Source organism: Geminicoccus sp., assembly GCF_035556675.1.
GTDB lineage: Bacteria > Pseudomonadota > Alphaproteobacteria > Geminicoccales > Geminicoccaceae > Geminicoccus.
In genome coordinates this window covers 1-14,542 of record NZ_DATMFZ010000343.1, presented here as the reverse complement: position 1 = coordinate 14,542, position 14,542 = coordinate 1, and the positions used below count along the sequence as shown (strand labels likewise).

10 protein-coding genes and 1 pseudogene are annotated in these 14,542 nt (G+C 69.1%); 3 read left to right on the top strand and 8 right to left on the bottom strand.

The annotated features are described in order from the left end of the window. The 8 genes and pseudogenes from VNS22_RS23980 to VNS22_RS23945 all read right to left on the bottom strand — a co-directional run. Nucleotides 1-459 (bottom strand): annotated as a pseudogene (locus VNS22_RS23980) (ABC transporter permease); the annotation flags it as partial. 77 nt (nucleotides 460-536) lie between these two features. Beyond that, entirely contained in the window at nucleotides 537-2,219 is a 1,683-nt protein-coding gene (locus VNS22_RS23975; protein ID WP_325736992.1) for a peptide ABC transporter substrate-binding protein, read from the bottom strand. 72 nt (nucleotides 2,220-2,291) lie between these two features. After that, a complete protein-coding gene (locus VNS22_RS23970) occupies nucleotides 2,292-3,644 on the bottom strand; it encodes an NAD(P)/FAD-dependent oxidoreductase (protein ID WP_325736990.1) in 1,353 nt (450 codons plus the stop codon). A gap of 72 nt (nucleotides 3,645-3,716) precedes the next feature. After that, the gene (locus VNS22_RS23965; RefSeq protein WP_325736988.1) at nucleotides 3,717-4,415 is read right to left on the bottom strand and encodes an SDR family NAD(P)-dependent oxidoreductase; all 699 of its coding nucleotides are present in this window, start codon (nucleotides 4,413-4,415) and stop codon (nucleotides 3,717-3,719) included. Further along, on the bottom strand, nucleotides 4,412-4,936 hold the full coding sequence (locus tag VNS22_RS23960) for a MarR family winged helix-turn-helix transcriptional regulator (RefSeq protein WP_325736986.1): 525 nt from the start codon (nucleotides 4,934-4,936) through the stop codon (nucleotides 4,412-4,414). The genes VNS22_RS23965 and VNS22_RS23960 overlap by 4 nt, the downstream gene beginning before the upstream one ends. Beyond that, the gene (locus VNS22_RS23955; protein ID WP_325736984.1) at nucleotides 4,936-6,249 is read right to left on the bottom strand and encodes an FAD-binding oxidoreductase; all 1,314 of its coding nucleotides are present in this window, start codon (nucleotides 6,247-6,249) and stop codon (nucleotides 4,936-4,938) included. The genes VNS22_RS23960 and VNS22_RS23955 overlap by 1 nt, the downstream gene beginning before the upstream one ends. A 270-nt stretch (nucleotides 6,250-6,519) precedes the next feature. Then, nucleotides 6,520-8,589 (bottom strand): ATP-dependent helicase, encoded by a 2,070-nt coding sequence (locus VNS22_RS23950; RefSeq protein ID WP_325736982.1) that lies wholly within the window; start codon nucleotides 8,587-8,589, stop codon nucleotides 6,520-6,522. Between the two features lie 109 nt (nucleotides 8,590-8,698). Further along, nucleotides 8,699-10,180: an ADP-ribosylglycohydrolase family protein gene (locus VNS22_RS23945; protein ID WP_325736981.1), complete on the bottom strand. Its 1,482-nt coding sequence runs from the start codon at nucleotides 10,178-10,180 to the stop codon at nucleotides 8,699-8,701. A gap of 190 nt (nucleotides 10,181-10,370) precedes the next feature. On the opposite strand from VNS22_RS23945, the gene VNS22_RS23940 reads away from it, so the two are divergent. The 3 genes from VNS22_RS23940 to VNS22_RS23930 all read left to right on the top strand — a co-directional run. Next, on the top strand, nucleotides 10,371-11,909 hold the full coding sequence (locus tag VNS22_RS23940) for a YifB family Mg chelatase-like AAA ATPase (protein WP_325736980.1): 1,539 nt from the start codon (nucleotides 10,371-10,373) through the stop codon (nucleotides 11,907-11,909). Between the two features lie 115 nt (nucleotides 11,910-12,024). Next, nucleotides 12,025-14,307 (top strand): MHYT domain-containing protein, encoded by a 2,283-nt coding sequence (locus VNS22_RS23935; protein ID WP_325736979.1) that lies wholly within the window; start codon nucleotides 12,025-12,027, stop codon nucleotides 14,305-14,307. Nucleotides 14,308-14,406: 99 nt separating this feature from the next. Then, a partial coding sequence (locus tag VNS22_RS23930; protein WP_325736996.1) for a pyridoxine 5'-phosphate synthase occupies nucleotides 14,407-14,542 on the top strand: 136 nt, incomplete at its 3' end.

The following is a 14,542-nucleotide window of genomic DNA, read 5'->3' as shown; positions in this document are numbered from 1 at the left end:
GATGGTGACCAGGCCGAACCAGAAGGTCGGGATCGACAGGGCGATCATGGCGCCGATCGTCGCCAGGTAGTCGAAGAAGGAATAGCGGCGGATCGCCCCCATCACGCCGATCCAGCCGCCCAGCAGCACGGCGATCAGGGTCGCGGCGATCATCAGCTCCAGCGTGGCCCACAGATGCGAGCCGATCACATGGAGGACCGGCTGGGAGTCACGGTAGGAGCGGCCCCAGTCGCCGCCCAGCAGCCGGGTGAACCATTCCCAGTACTGCACGGGCAAAGGCCGATCGAGGCCCATCTGGGCGGCAATGCGCGCGATGTCCTCCTGGGACATGCCCGGCACCAGCGCGAACTGCGACAGAGGCCCGCCCGGTGCCAGGTAGAGCACCCCGAACCCGATCATCGACACCAGCCAGAGCAGCACCAGGTTCTGGCCCAGCCTGCCGAGCAGATAGCGGCCCATCGGCGGCCCCTTCCTCGAGAAAATGCGTTGGGACCGGGGCCTGGGCGTCCCCGGTCCGCGCGATCAGCTTCCCGGCGTCAGCTCGAGAAGTACCACTCGTTGGCGTTCCAGCAATTCTCCTGGACCGCGAAGTTCGGCTTGAAGTTCTCCAGGCCGGCCTTGGTGCCCTGGACCATCGCGTACTGGAAGATCGGCAGGTAGGGCAGCTCCCGGCGGGTGACCTCCTGGAGCTTCTTGTAGATCTCGGCCCGCTGCGCCTGGTCGGTGACGGCGGCACCCTCCTCCAGCAGCTTGTCGGCCTCCGGGTTGGAGAACTGGGTGGTGTTCTGCCCGGCCCCGCCCTTGGCGCCGATCGACTTGCTGTGGAAAAAGTCGGTGGCGTCCGGGTCCGGCCCGATGCCGAAGCCGATGCCGACCATGGCGGTCTCGAACTTCGACATCATCCAGTACTCGCCCCACATCACTGCGGGCGGCAGGTTGCTGATGTTCATCTTCGCACCGATCTCCAGCCAATTCTGCTGGAGGAACTGCTGCGCCTGCTCGCGGGTGGTGTTGCCCGCGGTGGTCGAGTTGGTGAACTCCAGGCGTACGCCGTCCTTGGCGCGGATCCCATCGCCGCTGTCGACCCAGCCGGCCTCCTCCAGGATCTGCTTGGCCTTCTCGGGATTGTACTCGTGCTGGGGCAGGTCGGGATTGTAGGCCCAGGACTGGCTGGGGAGGAACGACTCGGTGGGCGAGGGCAGGCCGTAATAGATCGCCTCGATGATGCTCTGCTTGTCCATGCCGTAGAGCAACGCCTCGCGCACCGCCCGGTCCTGGAACACCGGCAGACCAGTGTTGAAGGCGATGTTCTCGATGAAGGGCTGCGGCACGGTCTGGACGACCCGGCCCTCCAGGGCCTTGCCTTCCTCGTACTTGTCCGGGGTGATGCCCTGGATGCCGGTATAGTCGACCGCACCGGTCTGGAACTGGGTGTACAGCACCGTCATGTCGGGGATGTACTTGAAGATGATCCGTTCCAGGTACGGGCCGTCGCCGTGGAAGTCGGTATGGGCTTCCAGGGTGATGTGGTCGCCCGGCACGCGCTCGACCCACTTGAAGGCGCCGGTGCCGATGGGGGCGTTGTTGAACGCCGCGGTGTTCGGGTCGGCCTCCTTCTCCAGGATGTGCTTGGGCACGATGAAGGTCCAGGAGAGGATCGCCGGGTAGGGCGCGTACGGCTTCTCCATCTTCCAGGTGATCTCGGTCGGGCTCTTGACCGTGATGTCACGCACCAGCTCGTGCCCGGCGCGGCGGCCGGCCCGGAAGTCCGGGTTGTTGATCAGCTCGATCGTGTACTTGACGTCCTCGGCCGTGAACGGCGTGCCGTCATGCCACTTGACGTTGTCCTTCAGCTTGATGGTCCAGGTCAGCCCGTCCTCCGAGATGCCGCCATTGGCAGTGGTCGGGATCTCGGTCGCCAGGTCCGGGATCAGGCTGCCGTCCGGGGCCGGCCGCCAGAGCGGGCTGAACAGGTTGAAGTAGACGCCCTCGTCCACCTCGATGTGCAGCATCAGCGGATTGAAGACGGTCGGCTCCTGGGACATGCCGATCACCGCCTGGCCGGTCGGCTTCTCGGGCGGCGTGGCGGCCTCGGCCGAGCCGACCCAGCCGAGCTTCGGCCCCATCCAGACGGCAGCACCGCCGCCCAGGCCCATCGCCATCAGCCGGCGCCGGCTCGGGCGCATCAGGCTGTTCTGCTTCGACGTCGAGTCATTCATCAGCCGTTTCCCCCTCCAAATCGGCCAGAAGGCCGGGGCGCCGCCGTTTTGGCGGTCGCCTGTCCAAGAATGTCAGGCATGCCCCATCGGTCTGGGGGTACTGCCGTCCAGGAAGCGCGACAGGCGGAACTCGGTCGGATCGACCACCGGGTCCTTGCCCATCACCATGTCCGCGATCAGCTTGCCAGCACCCGGGCCGATTCCGAAGCCATGTCCGGAGAAGCCGGTCGCGATCAGGAGGCCCGGCAGCGTGTCGACGAAGGAGATCACCGGGACGATGTCCGGAGTGACGTCGATCCGCCCCGCCCAGGACTGCTCGATCTTCGCGTTGGCGAACGCCGGGAAGCGCTGGCGCAGGCGGGCCAGCGCCTTCTTCGTGACCTTCTCCACCGGGGCCGGGTCGTTCACCCGGATCTTCTCGAACGGCGTGACCTCGTCGCCGGTCCAGGTCTTGGGCCAGCTCGCCTCCAGGCCGAAGCGCGAGTTCAGCTGCAGCCCGTAGGCGCGCCACTCCATGCGGACCGCCGGCAGGAAGTCCTTGAGGAAGCGAAAGCTGTTCGGCACCAGCTCGTGGACGTTGGTCGTGCCGTCCGCGATCGTGTAGCCGCCGTCCAGGCGCTTGCGGAACGCGTATTCCTTGTCCCAGAGCGCCACTTCGGGGGCACCCTCCAGCGGAGCAGTGCGCATCACCGAGTTGATCACGGTGAGCTGCGGCAGGCGGATGCCGAGATTGCCCAGGAACAGGCTGGACCAGGCACCACCGGCCAGCACCACCTGGCTGCAGCGGATCCGGCCCTTCTCGGTGACCACGCCCGACACCTTGCCGCCCTGCCGCTCCACCGTGCGCACCGCGCAGTTGGTGAAGATGTGGGCGCCCAGCCGCTGGGCGTAGCGGGCGATCGCGGGGCCCGCCTTCTGCGGCTCGGCACGGGCGTCCGACGCGGTATAGAGCGCGCCATGGAAGCCGCCATCCGAGCCCGGCATCAGCTTCTCGAACTCGGCCTTGCCGATCGCCTTGGTGTCGAGCTGGTAGGGCTGCGAGTACTGCAGCCATTCCTCGTGCTTGGCCATCTCGGCCTGGTTGCGCGCGCCGTACATGATGCCGGTGACCTTGAAGCCGGTGTCGGCCTCGGTCTTCTGGTTCAGGGTCTGCCAGATCTTGAGCGATTCGATGATGAGCGGGATCTCGCGCGGGTCGCGGCCCATCTTGCGGACCCAGCCCCAGTTGCGGCTCGACTGCTCGCCGGCGATATGACCCTTCTCGCACAAGGCGACCGAGACGCCGCGCTCGGCCAGGAACATGGCGGTCGACACGCCGATGATCCCGCCGCCGATCACCACGACATCGACCTGTTCGGGCAGCTTGTCGTTGGAGTCGACCGGATCGACCACCGGGCCACGGTGCGGGGTGACTTGAGTAATCACGTGCTCACTCGAAGTTGGTTGCTGCCGGTCGCCTGTGCCATTCCCGCGCGGGCCGGGACGCTCGGGGTTCGCTCAGTAGGATTCGTCCAGGGAGGAATTGATCGGGATCTCCGACACGCTCGCCGTGTTCGGCAGGTCCAGCGCGAACGCCACGATCCGCGCCACGTCCTTCGGGTCGGTCATCTCGGCCGGCGCCTTGTCGCTGATGCCGAACGCCATGTCGGTCGCGACCAGGCCCGGGCAGATCGCGATGGTGCGCACGCCCTGCTCCCAGCCGGCATGGCGCAGGGCATGGGAGACGGCCAGTGCCGCAAACTTGGTGACCGAGTAGGCGCCGGAGCGGGCCGCCTTCACCCGCTTGCCGGACAGGGAGGCCACGGTCACCACCCGGCCGCGGCCGCAGGCCACCAGCTGCGGCCAGGCGGCGCGGGCGAGACGCAGCGGCGCCTTCACGTTGACCTCGAGCATGGCGTCGAGATCCTCGTCCTCCGCCTCGATGGCACTCTTGGGAATCATGAGCCCGGCATTCGCGATCACCGCGTCGATCCGGCCAAAGCGCTCGACTACCGCCTGGACCCAGGCGGCCTCGCTCGTCCGGTCGGCAGCGTCATAGGCCTGGAGGTGGCACTGCTCCTGCAACTCGCCCGGCACGCTGTCCGGTCGGCGCACGCCGATCGAGACCGCCCAGTCGCGGGCCAGAAGCTCCTGCGCGATGGCAGCGCCGATGCCGCGATTGGCGCCGGAGACGAGTGCAACGCGACGGTCGATCATGCGACGGCCTTCCTTTCCGGGACGGTGGCGGGCAGCGGCGTCACGTGCCGCTCGTAGAGGGTCATCAGGATGCGCAGGAGATCGGCGCGGTCCTGCCTGTCCAGCACGCCGAAGAACCGGTCCGACTGCTCCTGGGCGATCTTGCGCACCTGCACCACCAGCTCCTCGCCCTTCGGCGTGAGATAGAGCTCGTGCGCCCGGCGCTCGCCGGCGTCCACCTTCTGCTCGACCAGGCCCTGCCGCTTCATCTGGTCGATGAGCTTGGCCATCGCCGAGCGGTCCTTCTGGGCGAAATGGGCGATCACCGATGGCCGGATGCCCGGGTTGGCATGGGTCATCAGCAGGACCGAGACCTTGCCATGGCCATGGGCCAGCTCGACCTCGCTGATGGCCTGGTCGTAGTCCCGGTTCAGCGCGATGCCCATGCTGCGTGCATAGAAGCTGAGCAGGCCGCCCAGGATGTCGAGCGACACGTCCGAATAGCCGATCGTGCGCGGCTCCGGCCGCCCGTTCCTGGCCATCAATAGGCCGGCGGGTTCACGCCCTCGCGCCTGGCGACCCACTGGTCCCGGGCGCGGGTGGCGGAGAGGAAGAGGTAGGGGACGAACTTCATCCAGAAGGGCGAGGCCGTCATCGGCTCCAGCGGCAGGGTCAGGTCCTCCTTGGGCATCCCCATCGCCCATTCCGAGAGAACCGTGCCCATCATCGTGCCGGTCGGCACACCGCGGCCGGAATAGCCCAGCGACGCGACCACGCCCGGCGCCAGCTCGAACAGGCGCGGGAAGGTCTTGGGCTGCATGTCGAGATCGCCGGTCCAGGCGTACTCGAAATCCACCTCGTCCAGCTGCGGCAGCATCCACTTCAGCTTGTCAGCAGTGAGCTTCTTGGTGTATTCAAGATCCCCGCCGCGCTTGCCCTCGACGAAGACGGAAGTCACCAGCCGACCTTCCTTGTTGTATTTGTAGATCATCGGGTCGTCGCGCGTCTCGACGACCGTGTGGTTCTCCGGCGCGATCGTCTTGCGGACATTGTCGGAAATTGGCTGTGTGGCGAGGATCATCACCGACATGGTGGTGAAGGTCTTGTCCAGGCCCGGCCAGTAGCCGTCGGTATAGGCGCCGGTGCCGCACACCACCTTGTCCGCGGTGACGGCACCCGTGGGCGTCACCACCCGCCAGCGCGTCCCGGCCGGCTCGATGCCCGTCACTGGTGAGCGGGTATGGACGGTCCCGCCCTGCGAGATCACCGCTCTTGCCAGGCCGCGGGCATAGGCCAGCGGGTTGAGGTGGCCGCCCTCGGGATGCAGCCAGGCACCGTAATAGCGCGGCGAGCCGGTCAGCCGCTCGGTCTCGGCCTTGTCGAGCAGATGGGTGACCTTGCCGGCCGAAGCATAGGTCCGCTGCTTCTCCTCCAGCATCTTCACCCGCGACGGGGCGTGCGCCACCATCAGGTAGCCGTTCTGCACTGCCTCGCAGTCGATCCCGTAGCGGCGGATGATGTCGAAGGCGAGGTTGGCGCCGTTAGTCTGCCGCTCGACCAGCCGCTCACCATAGACCGGGCCCAGCATCTTGCGCACGGTCGGAATCGAGTAGAAGTGGAAGGTCGGGGTGCAGTGGCCGGCATTGCGCCCGGAGCAGCCGAAGCCGACCTCCTTCGCTTCCAGCACCACCACCCGCACGCCCTGCTCGGCCAGGTGCAGGGCGGTCGACAGCCCGGTATAGCCGGCGCCGATCACGCAGACATCGGCGGTGACGTCACCATCGATCGGCTCGGTCGGCGGGGCCGCGGGTGCCGTCGCGTACCAGAGGGACGGCTCGATCGGCGAACGTTGCATGTGCTCGGGCTCCGCACGGACGAGAGTTGAGGGCGATGATCCACTTCTGCGTGGCCAACGGTTCCTGGCGGTACTGCTATTGCCGTCTTTGAGAGCGCAGGACTATTCGAGCGCGATATTCACTTCGCCTGAATGATCGACATTCAGTCGTCTCGATGGCTGCTTGCCTACCGGTGCCATGATGGATGTCATCCACTATGGAGAGCGTCAAGGGGCTTTCGGCAGGTCGCGTCACTGTTTCGTCACGTGGCCGGCACCGCTGATGGCAGTTCAGCTGGTGGCCCACATGCCGCGCATCCGGGCCGCCAGATCGATCCGCGCGGCCGGCTGTCCGGCTGCCGCCGGTTCCGCCGCCACCTCCGGCCAGACGGCCTGCTCGAACAGCGGCAGGAGTTCGTCCGGCAGGAAGCGGCTGCGTCCGGCATGGACATGACGGTCGCCGCGGGCGTTCTGGCCGTGGGTGAAGAAGCGCTGCGGCACCACGAGATGCAGTTCGTCGCGCGCCCGCGTCATCGCGACATAGAGCAGCCGCCGCTCCTCCTCGATCTCGTCGGGGCTGCCCGTGCCGAGATCCGAGGGGATGCAGCCGTCCACCACGTTCAGCACGAACACGGCCTGCCACTCCTGGCCCTTGGCGGAATGGATCGTGGACAGAACCAGATAGTCCTCGTCCAGCATGGGCACGCCGGCCTGGTCGCTGACCGCATCGGGCGGATGAAGGGTCAGCTCGGTGAGGAACCGCTCGCGCGACGGGTAGCCGGCGGCGATCTGGGCGAGCTGTGCGAGGTCGGCCGCCCGGGCCGCAGCATCCTCGTGGATGCGCTCCAGATGCGGCGCGTACCATTGGCGGGCTTGGTCCAGTGCCGCCGGCCAGGCCGCGTGGCGCAGCACCTGCACGGTGGTGACGAACTCCGCCCAGGCGGCACCGACCCTGGCGGGCACCGGCTCGTCCGCCAGCCCGACCCCCGATCCATCCGGTGCGGCGAGCCGTGCCAGCACGCGCTCCGCGGCGGCGGGACCGATGCCCGGCAGCAGCAGGAGCACGCGCAGGCCGGCCATCCGGTCCTTGGGGTTCTCGACGAAGCGCAGGAGCGCCAGCAGGTCCTTGACGTGCGCACTGTCCAGGAACTTCAGCCCGCCGAACTTCACGAACGGGATGTCGCGGCGGGTGAGCTCGACCTCCAGCGCTCCGCTATGGTGTGCGGTCCGGAACAGGACGGCCTGCTGGCGAAGCCGGATGCCGCGCTCCCGGTTCGCCAGGATCTCGGCCGCGATATAGCCGGCCTGGTCCGCCTCGTCCGGCACCGTGACCAGCCGCGGCTGCGTGCCGCCGCGACGCTGCGTCCACAGATTCTTGGTGAAGCGCTCGGTGGCGAGGTCGATCACGCCGTTGGCCGCGGCCAGGATCGGCTGGCTGGAGCGATAGTTCTGCGCCAGCGTGACCACGGTGGCAGCCGGCGTGCAGCGGGCCGGAAACTCCAGGATGTTGCGCACGGTGGCAGCACGGAAGCCGTAGATCGCCTGGGCGTCGTCGCCCACCACGGTCAGGCCCCGGCCGCCGGGCTTCAGCGCATGGAGGATGGTGGCCTGCAGGCGGTTGGTGTCCTGGTACTCGTCGACCAGCACCTGATCGAAGCGGCTGCCGATGGCTTCCGCGAGGCCGGGCTCGGCCATGGCCGCGGCCCAGTAGAGCAGCAGGTCGTCGTAATCGAGCGTGCCCTGGCGCTGCTTGGCCATGACATAGCTGCCGAACAGGGTGCGCAGCTCGCGCTCCCAGCCGCTGCACCAGGGGAAGTGCTCGGCCAGCACCGCGTCCAGCGGTGCCTCGGCATTCACGCAGCGGGAATAGATGGCAAGGCAGGTGGCCTTGGCCGGGAAGCGGCGCGCCGCCTGGGACAGGCCCTGCTCATGACGCACCAGGTTCATCAGGTCGGCCGCATCCTCCCGGTCCAGGATGGTGAAGGACGGGTCCAGGCCCAGGGAGGAGGCGTAGGCACGCAGGAGGCGGGCGCCGATGCCGTGAAAGGTGCCGGCCCAGCCGAGACGCAGTGCATGGGACGGCCCGCTCATGCCCAGCACTTTGGCGCAGATCCGCTCCGCGCGCCGGACCATCTCGGCCGCGGCCCGCCGGGAGAAGGTCAGGAGGAGGATGCGCTCGGGCGGGACGCGCTGGACCATCAGATGGGCCACGCGATGCGCCAGCGTATCGGTCTTGCCGGAACCGGCGCCTGCGATCACCAGGAGGGCAGGGGCGGAATCCTGACCGCCCGTACCGTGCAGGACCGCCTGCCGCTGCTCCGGATTGAGGCCCGCCAGATAATCGGCGGCGGTCGCATCCACCCTTGTTCGTCTTCCCCAGGCAATCCCGGCGGCAGGATCGGGGATGCGCCTTAGGTGCGCAACCTCGGCGACAAGGGGAGCTTGGCGGGGGGGGCTCCGACCCGGGACTTCAGGGGAAGGTGATCAGCCGGCCCGCCAGGTCCTGGATCCGTTCCGCCCAGGCGACCCGCTCCCGCCACGCCGGGGGAATGCCGGACGCACCATACAGGGCCCCGGCGAGCTGGCCGGTTATCGCCGCCGTGGTGTCGGCATCCTGGCCGAGATTGGCGGCGGTCAGCACGGCCGAGCGGAAGTCGCCGGTCCGGCCGATGCACCAGAGCGACGCTTCCAGGGCATGGGCCACATAGCCGGTGGCCTGGATGTCGTCGCGGCGCTTGCCGCGCCAGGAGCCCGCGATGATCGCCGGGATCTTCCCGGCAAGCGCAGCCACCGGCCGGTGCAGCACCGCCGACCGCGGCCTGCCGGCGATCGCATCGGCCAGCATCTCGGCATAGACGATGCAGGCATCGACCGCCTCGGGAGCGCCGTGGGTGGTGCGGCTCTGGCGGGCGGCCACGTCGCGCAGCTTCTCCCGGTCATGCCACCAGCGCAGTGCCACCGGCGCCAGCCGCATCAGCGAACCATTCCCGGCCTGCTGCGGATCGGTCGAGCCGGCCAGCGGGTCGCCGGTCCGCTCCCACTTTGCCAGTGCCTGCCGGGTGGTGATGCCGATGTCGTCGCACACGCCCACGCAGGAATAGGCGCCGTTCCGGTACCAGTCGGTGAAGCGGGCCATCAGGTCGCGCTCGTCCAGCCCTGGATGGGCGATGAGGCTTTCCGCCAGGGCCAGCGCCATCGCGGTATCGTCGGTCCAGCCGCCCGGCTTGCGGCGGAACGGCCCGCCCCCGACCATGTCGGTAATGGGCAGGTAGCTGTCCCGCGACTTGAACTCCAGCGTGGTGCCGACCGCATCCCCCACCGCCAGGCCCAGCAGCGTGCCATGGGCGCGATCGCGGGTTGCTTCCTGATCCGTGGCCGGCTGCCGCTCGGGAAGCTCCACCTGCCGCCGGACATGGTTCTCCTGGCCGCCGGTCTCGATCGCACCGGGGCGCACCTTGCGGACGAGCCGGATCGCCTGGTCCGGCGGCATGCCGCATTCGACCAGCAGGCGCGCCGTGATCGTCCCGGCCCGGCCGAGCCCGCCCTTGCAATGGACCAGGACATCGAACCCGTCGCGGAGCCGGGCACGGATGCCTTCACCCACCTCGTTCCACTTGGTCTCGAACGCTTCGGGCGGCACGCCATAGTCGGGGATCGGCAGGTGCAGCCAGTCCATGTGCCGGCGCTGCACTTCCTCCTCCAGGGTGGGGACCTGCAGGCTGTCCAACTCGTGCTGCTCGATCAGCGTCACCACCAGCGCCGGCCCCCATTGCCGTACCGCATCGAGATCGACGCACAGGTCGCGGTTCCAGGAGCCGGTGAAGGCATTGGCCTGCTTCTTGCCGGGGCAGAAGGTGATCCCGATGCGGCCGTACCCGTCCTTCGCCCGCACTTCCGCGATCTGCAGCGGGTGGGTGAGACTGGTACGGCCTAGGGCGGAGGCACCAGCCATCCGGTTCTGCTCGCCTGCCATCATCGCTCCTGTTCTTCCTGATCCATGGGCGGCAGCGGACCATTCTCATGCGGATATCAGCCACCCGGCGAGCAACCGTAATCAGTATTTTAAGCTATAACAATCAATCAATGGTAGAAATGATGCGATGGATCGTGCCATTCCTGCCGACCTGTCGGAGGGAGATGTGATGGCGCCGACCACCACCATGGCACGGGTGCGGACCGTGGCGTTCGCGGGGCTCGAAGTGCGCGACGTCGACGTGGAGGTGCAGCTGGCCAGCGGCCTTCCGGCCTTCACCCTGGTGGGCCTGCCCGACAAGGCGCTGGCGGAGAGCCGCGAGCGGGTGCGCGGCGCCCTCGGCACGCTCGGCATCTCGCTGCCGCCCAAGCGGATCGTGATCAACCTGGCGCCGGCCGACCTCGCCAAGGAAGGCAGCCATTTCGACCTGCCGATCGCGCTGGGCCTGCTGGTGGTGCTGGGCCTGCTGCCGCCGGCGGTGCTGGAACAACATCTGGTGCTGGGCGAGCTGGCCCTGGACGGCGCAATCCGCCCGGTCCAGGGCGTGCTGCCGGCGGCTCTGGCAGCCAGCGAGCGGCGCCTCGCCCTGATCTGCCCGGGCGATTGCGGCGGCGAGGCGGCTTGGCTCGCCGGCGAGATCGAGGTGGTGGCCGCCCCCTCGCTCGCCTCGCTGATCAACCACCTGCGCGGCCTGCACCGCCTGCCGCCGCCCGAGCCGGCGCTCGCCAGCGAAGGCGGCTCCTATCCCGACCTGAAGGACGTGAAGGGCCAGGAGACCGCCAAGCGCGCCATCGAGATCGCCGCGGCCGGGCACCACCACCTCCTGATGAGCGGTCCGCCGGGCTCCGGCAAGTCGATGCTGGCGGCCCGGCTGCCGGGCCTCCTGCCGCCGCTCGATCCGGCCGAGGTGCTGGAGGTCAGCATGATCGCGTCCATTGCCGGCAGGCTGGAAGGCGGCCGGCTGACCCGGCGCCGGCCGTTCCGCAGCCCGCACCATGGCAGCTCGATGGCGGCCCTGGTGGGCGGCGGCAGCAATGCCCGGCCGGGCGAGATCAGCCTGGCCCACAAGGGCGTGCTGTTCCTGGACGAATTGCCGGAGTTCCAGCGCAACGTGCTGGACGCGCTGCGCCAGCCGCTCGAGACCGGCCAGATCACCGTGTCGCGCGCAGCCGCCCATGCCACCTACCCGGCACGCTTCCAGCTGGTCGCCGCGATGAACCCCTGCCGCTGCGGCCATCTCGGCACGCGCGAGCTGCAATGCGCCAAGGCGCCCCGCTGCGCGGACGACTATCTCGGCCGGATCTCCGGGCCGCTGTTCGACCGGATCGACCTGGTGGTGGAGGTGCCGGCGGTGTCGCCGGCCGATCTGCTCCTGCCGGCCCCCGCCGAGGACAGTGCGAGGGTGGCAGCGAGGGTCGCGGCGGCGCGAGAGATCCAGTCCGAGCGGTTCGCCAGGGCCGGCCGTCCGGAACTGCGCACCAATGCCGAGGCCGAGGGCGAACTCCTGGACGAGATCGCACCTTTGGACCCGCCGGCCCGCCAGCTCCTGGAGCGGGCTGCCAAGCATCTGCACCTGACCGCGCGGAGCTGGCACCGGGTCGTGCGCGTGGCGCGCACGGTCGCCGACCTGGACGGCAGCGAGGTGGTGCGCAAGCCGCAGATCGCCGAGGCATTGGCGTTCCGCCGCCATGCGCCCAGGCGCGGCTGAGGGGCGGCGGGCCTGTCTATTGATCCCGGCCGGTCCATCTGGCAGCAGTGACGAGCCTGGGCCGCTCGCGCACCATGCCGAGGATGCCGAGGCCAGCGTGGCAGAAGAACCGGGCATGATCGTCGTCGGCAGCCACAACCATGCGCTCGTAGCGCTCTCGATCCTGATCGCGGCCGCTGCCGCCTATACCGCGCTCGACCTTGCCAGCCGGATCCGGGCATCCGCCGGATGGGGCAGGCTCGCCTGGCTGGCGACCGCGGCGCTGGCCATGGGCGGCGGCATCTGGGCCATGCATTTCGTGGCGATGCTGGCCTACCGCATGCCCAGGATGCAGGCCGACTACGATGTCGGGCTGACTCTGGTCTCGCTGCTCGTCCCGATCGTCGCGACCGGCATGAGCTTCGGGCTCATGGGCCTGTTTGGCCGCAGGGCCATGCTGCTGCCGGCCGCCGGCCTGCTCATGGGGCTGGGCATCGTCGCGATGCACTATGTCGGCATGGCGGCGATGAAGATGAACGCCGAGCTCCGCTACGACCCCTACTGGGTGGCGGCATCGGTGCTGATCGCCATCGGTGCCGCCTCCACGGCATTGTGGCTCACCACCAGGACCAGCAATTTCCCCAGGCGGCTGGCCGCCGCCCTGGTGATGGGCGTGGCGATTTCCGGAATGCACTATGCCGCCATGGCCGGCGCCACCTTCGTCATGCATCACGGTGAGCCGGTCCCGCCGGCGAGGGGGGGCTTCGACCATCCCACGCTGGCCGTGGCCGTGGCGGCGGCCGCCTTCCTGATCCTGTTCCTGGCGCTGATCGCGGCCATGTTCGATCGCCGCTTCGCGCATCTGGCCGAGCGCGAGGCTGCGGCCCTGCGCCAAAGCGAGGAGCGCTTCCGCCAGCTCTACCGGCGCACGCCGCTGCCGCTCTACTCGCTGGACCGCTCGGGCCGCGTCGAGCAGGTCAGCGATGCCTGCCTGGACCTGATCGGCTATGACCGGGCCGAGTGCGTCGGTCGGCCGCTGGTCGCGTTCATGACGCCATCGTCGGCGCGCCGGGCGATCCGCGAGGACTGGCCGGCTCTGCTCCGGCAGGGGGAAGTGCGCGACGTCGAGCACCGGATCGTCACCAGATCCGGCAAGGTCCTGGACGTCGTGTCCTCCGCGCGGCTGGAGCGGGACGGGGAGGGCGGGTTCCTGCGGGTGCTGGGCGGCCTCACCGACGTCACCGAGCACCGTCGCGCCGAAGAGGCGTTGCGCCAGGCGCAGAAGATCGAGGCGATCGGCCAGCTCACCGGTGGGATCGCCCATGATTTCAACAACATCCTCGCGGTGGTGATCGGCAATCTCGACCTGCTGCGCAAGCGCCTGCCGGACGATCCCAAGGCCGGGCGGCTGTTGGACGGCGCATTCGAGGGGGCCAGGCGCGGTGCTGCGCTTACCCAGCGCCTCCTGGCGTTCGCGCGGCGGCAGGACCTGAAGCCCGAGCCGGTCGACGTGCCGGCCCTGGTGGATGGCATGGCCGACCTGCTGGAGCGCTCGCTGGGCCCGATGATCACAGTCGTGACCCGTTTTCCCCTTGGCCTGCCACGTGCCCATGTCGACGCGAACCAGCTCGAGCTGGCGCTGCTCAACCTGGCACTCAACGCGCGCGACGCCATGCCCGCCGGCGGCAGGCTGACCATCACGGCGACCGGACGACAGGTGACGGACACGGCGGCGGATGGGCTCCTGCCCGGCAGCTATCTCTGCCTGGTCCTGTCCGACACGGGCCAGGGCATGGACGCGCCGACGCTCGACCGTGCGCTGGAGCCGTTCTTCACCACCAAGGGGCTCGGCAAGGGCACCGGGCTGGGCCTGCCCATGGTGCAGGGCCTAGCGGCCCAGTCGGGTGGCCGGCTGTTCCTGCGCAGCACGGTAGGCGAGGGGACCGTGGCGGAACTCTGGCTGCCGGCCAGCGCCGTGCCCGAACCTGCCCGGCGGCCGGCCCCGGCCGCGGCGATGGCGCAGGTCGGCAGGCTGACCGTGCTGGCCGTCGATGACGACCCGCTCGTGCTGATGAACACGGTCGCCATGCTGGAGGATCTGGGCCATGCCGTGCTGGAGCGGCCGTCCGCGATCGAGGCGCTTGAGCTCCTCCGCTCCGGCCAGAAGGTCGACCTCCTGATCACCGACCAGGCGATGCCGGGCATGACCGGCCTCGAGCTGGCCCGGATCCTCCGCGCCGAGCAGCCGGCGGTGGCGGTGCTGATCGTCAGCGGCTATGCGCCGCCCGCCGAGCCCGACGCCGACTTCCCGCGGCTCGGCAAGCCCTTCGACCAGCCAGCACTCGTCCGCGCCATCGCGCTGGCCCTGGGTGCTGGGCAGGGCAAGCGCCTGGTGGAGGCGCCGGCGCGGCTGGTCTAGCGGCGGTCATGGCGGGCTCCAGGCCCGACCGGGTCTCGCGCGCTAGCCGCTGGCCGTGCCAGGGACTAAAGCATTGCTGGCAAGGTGACGGAGTGGATCATGGCGCGGCGGTTGCGGCTGGGTATCAATGTGGACCACGTGGCGACGGTCAGGAATGCCCGCGGCGGGGAGCATCCCTGCCCGGTGCGGGCCGCTGCCATGGTCAAGGAGGCCGGCGGGGACGGGATCACCGCCC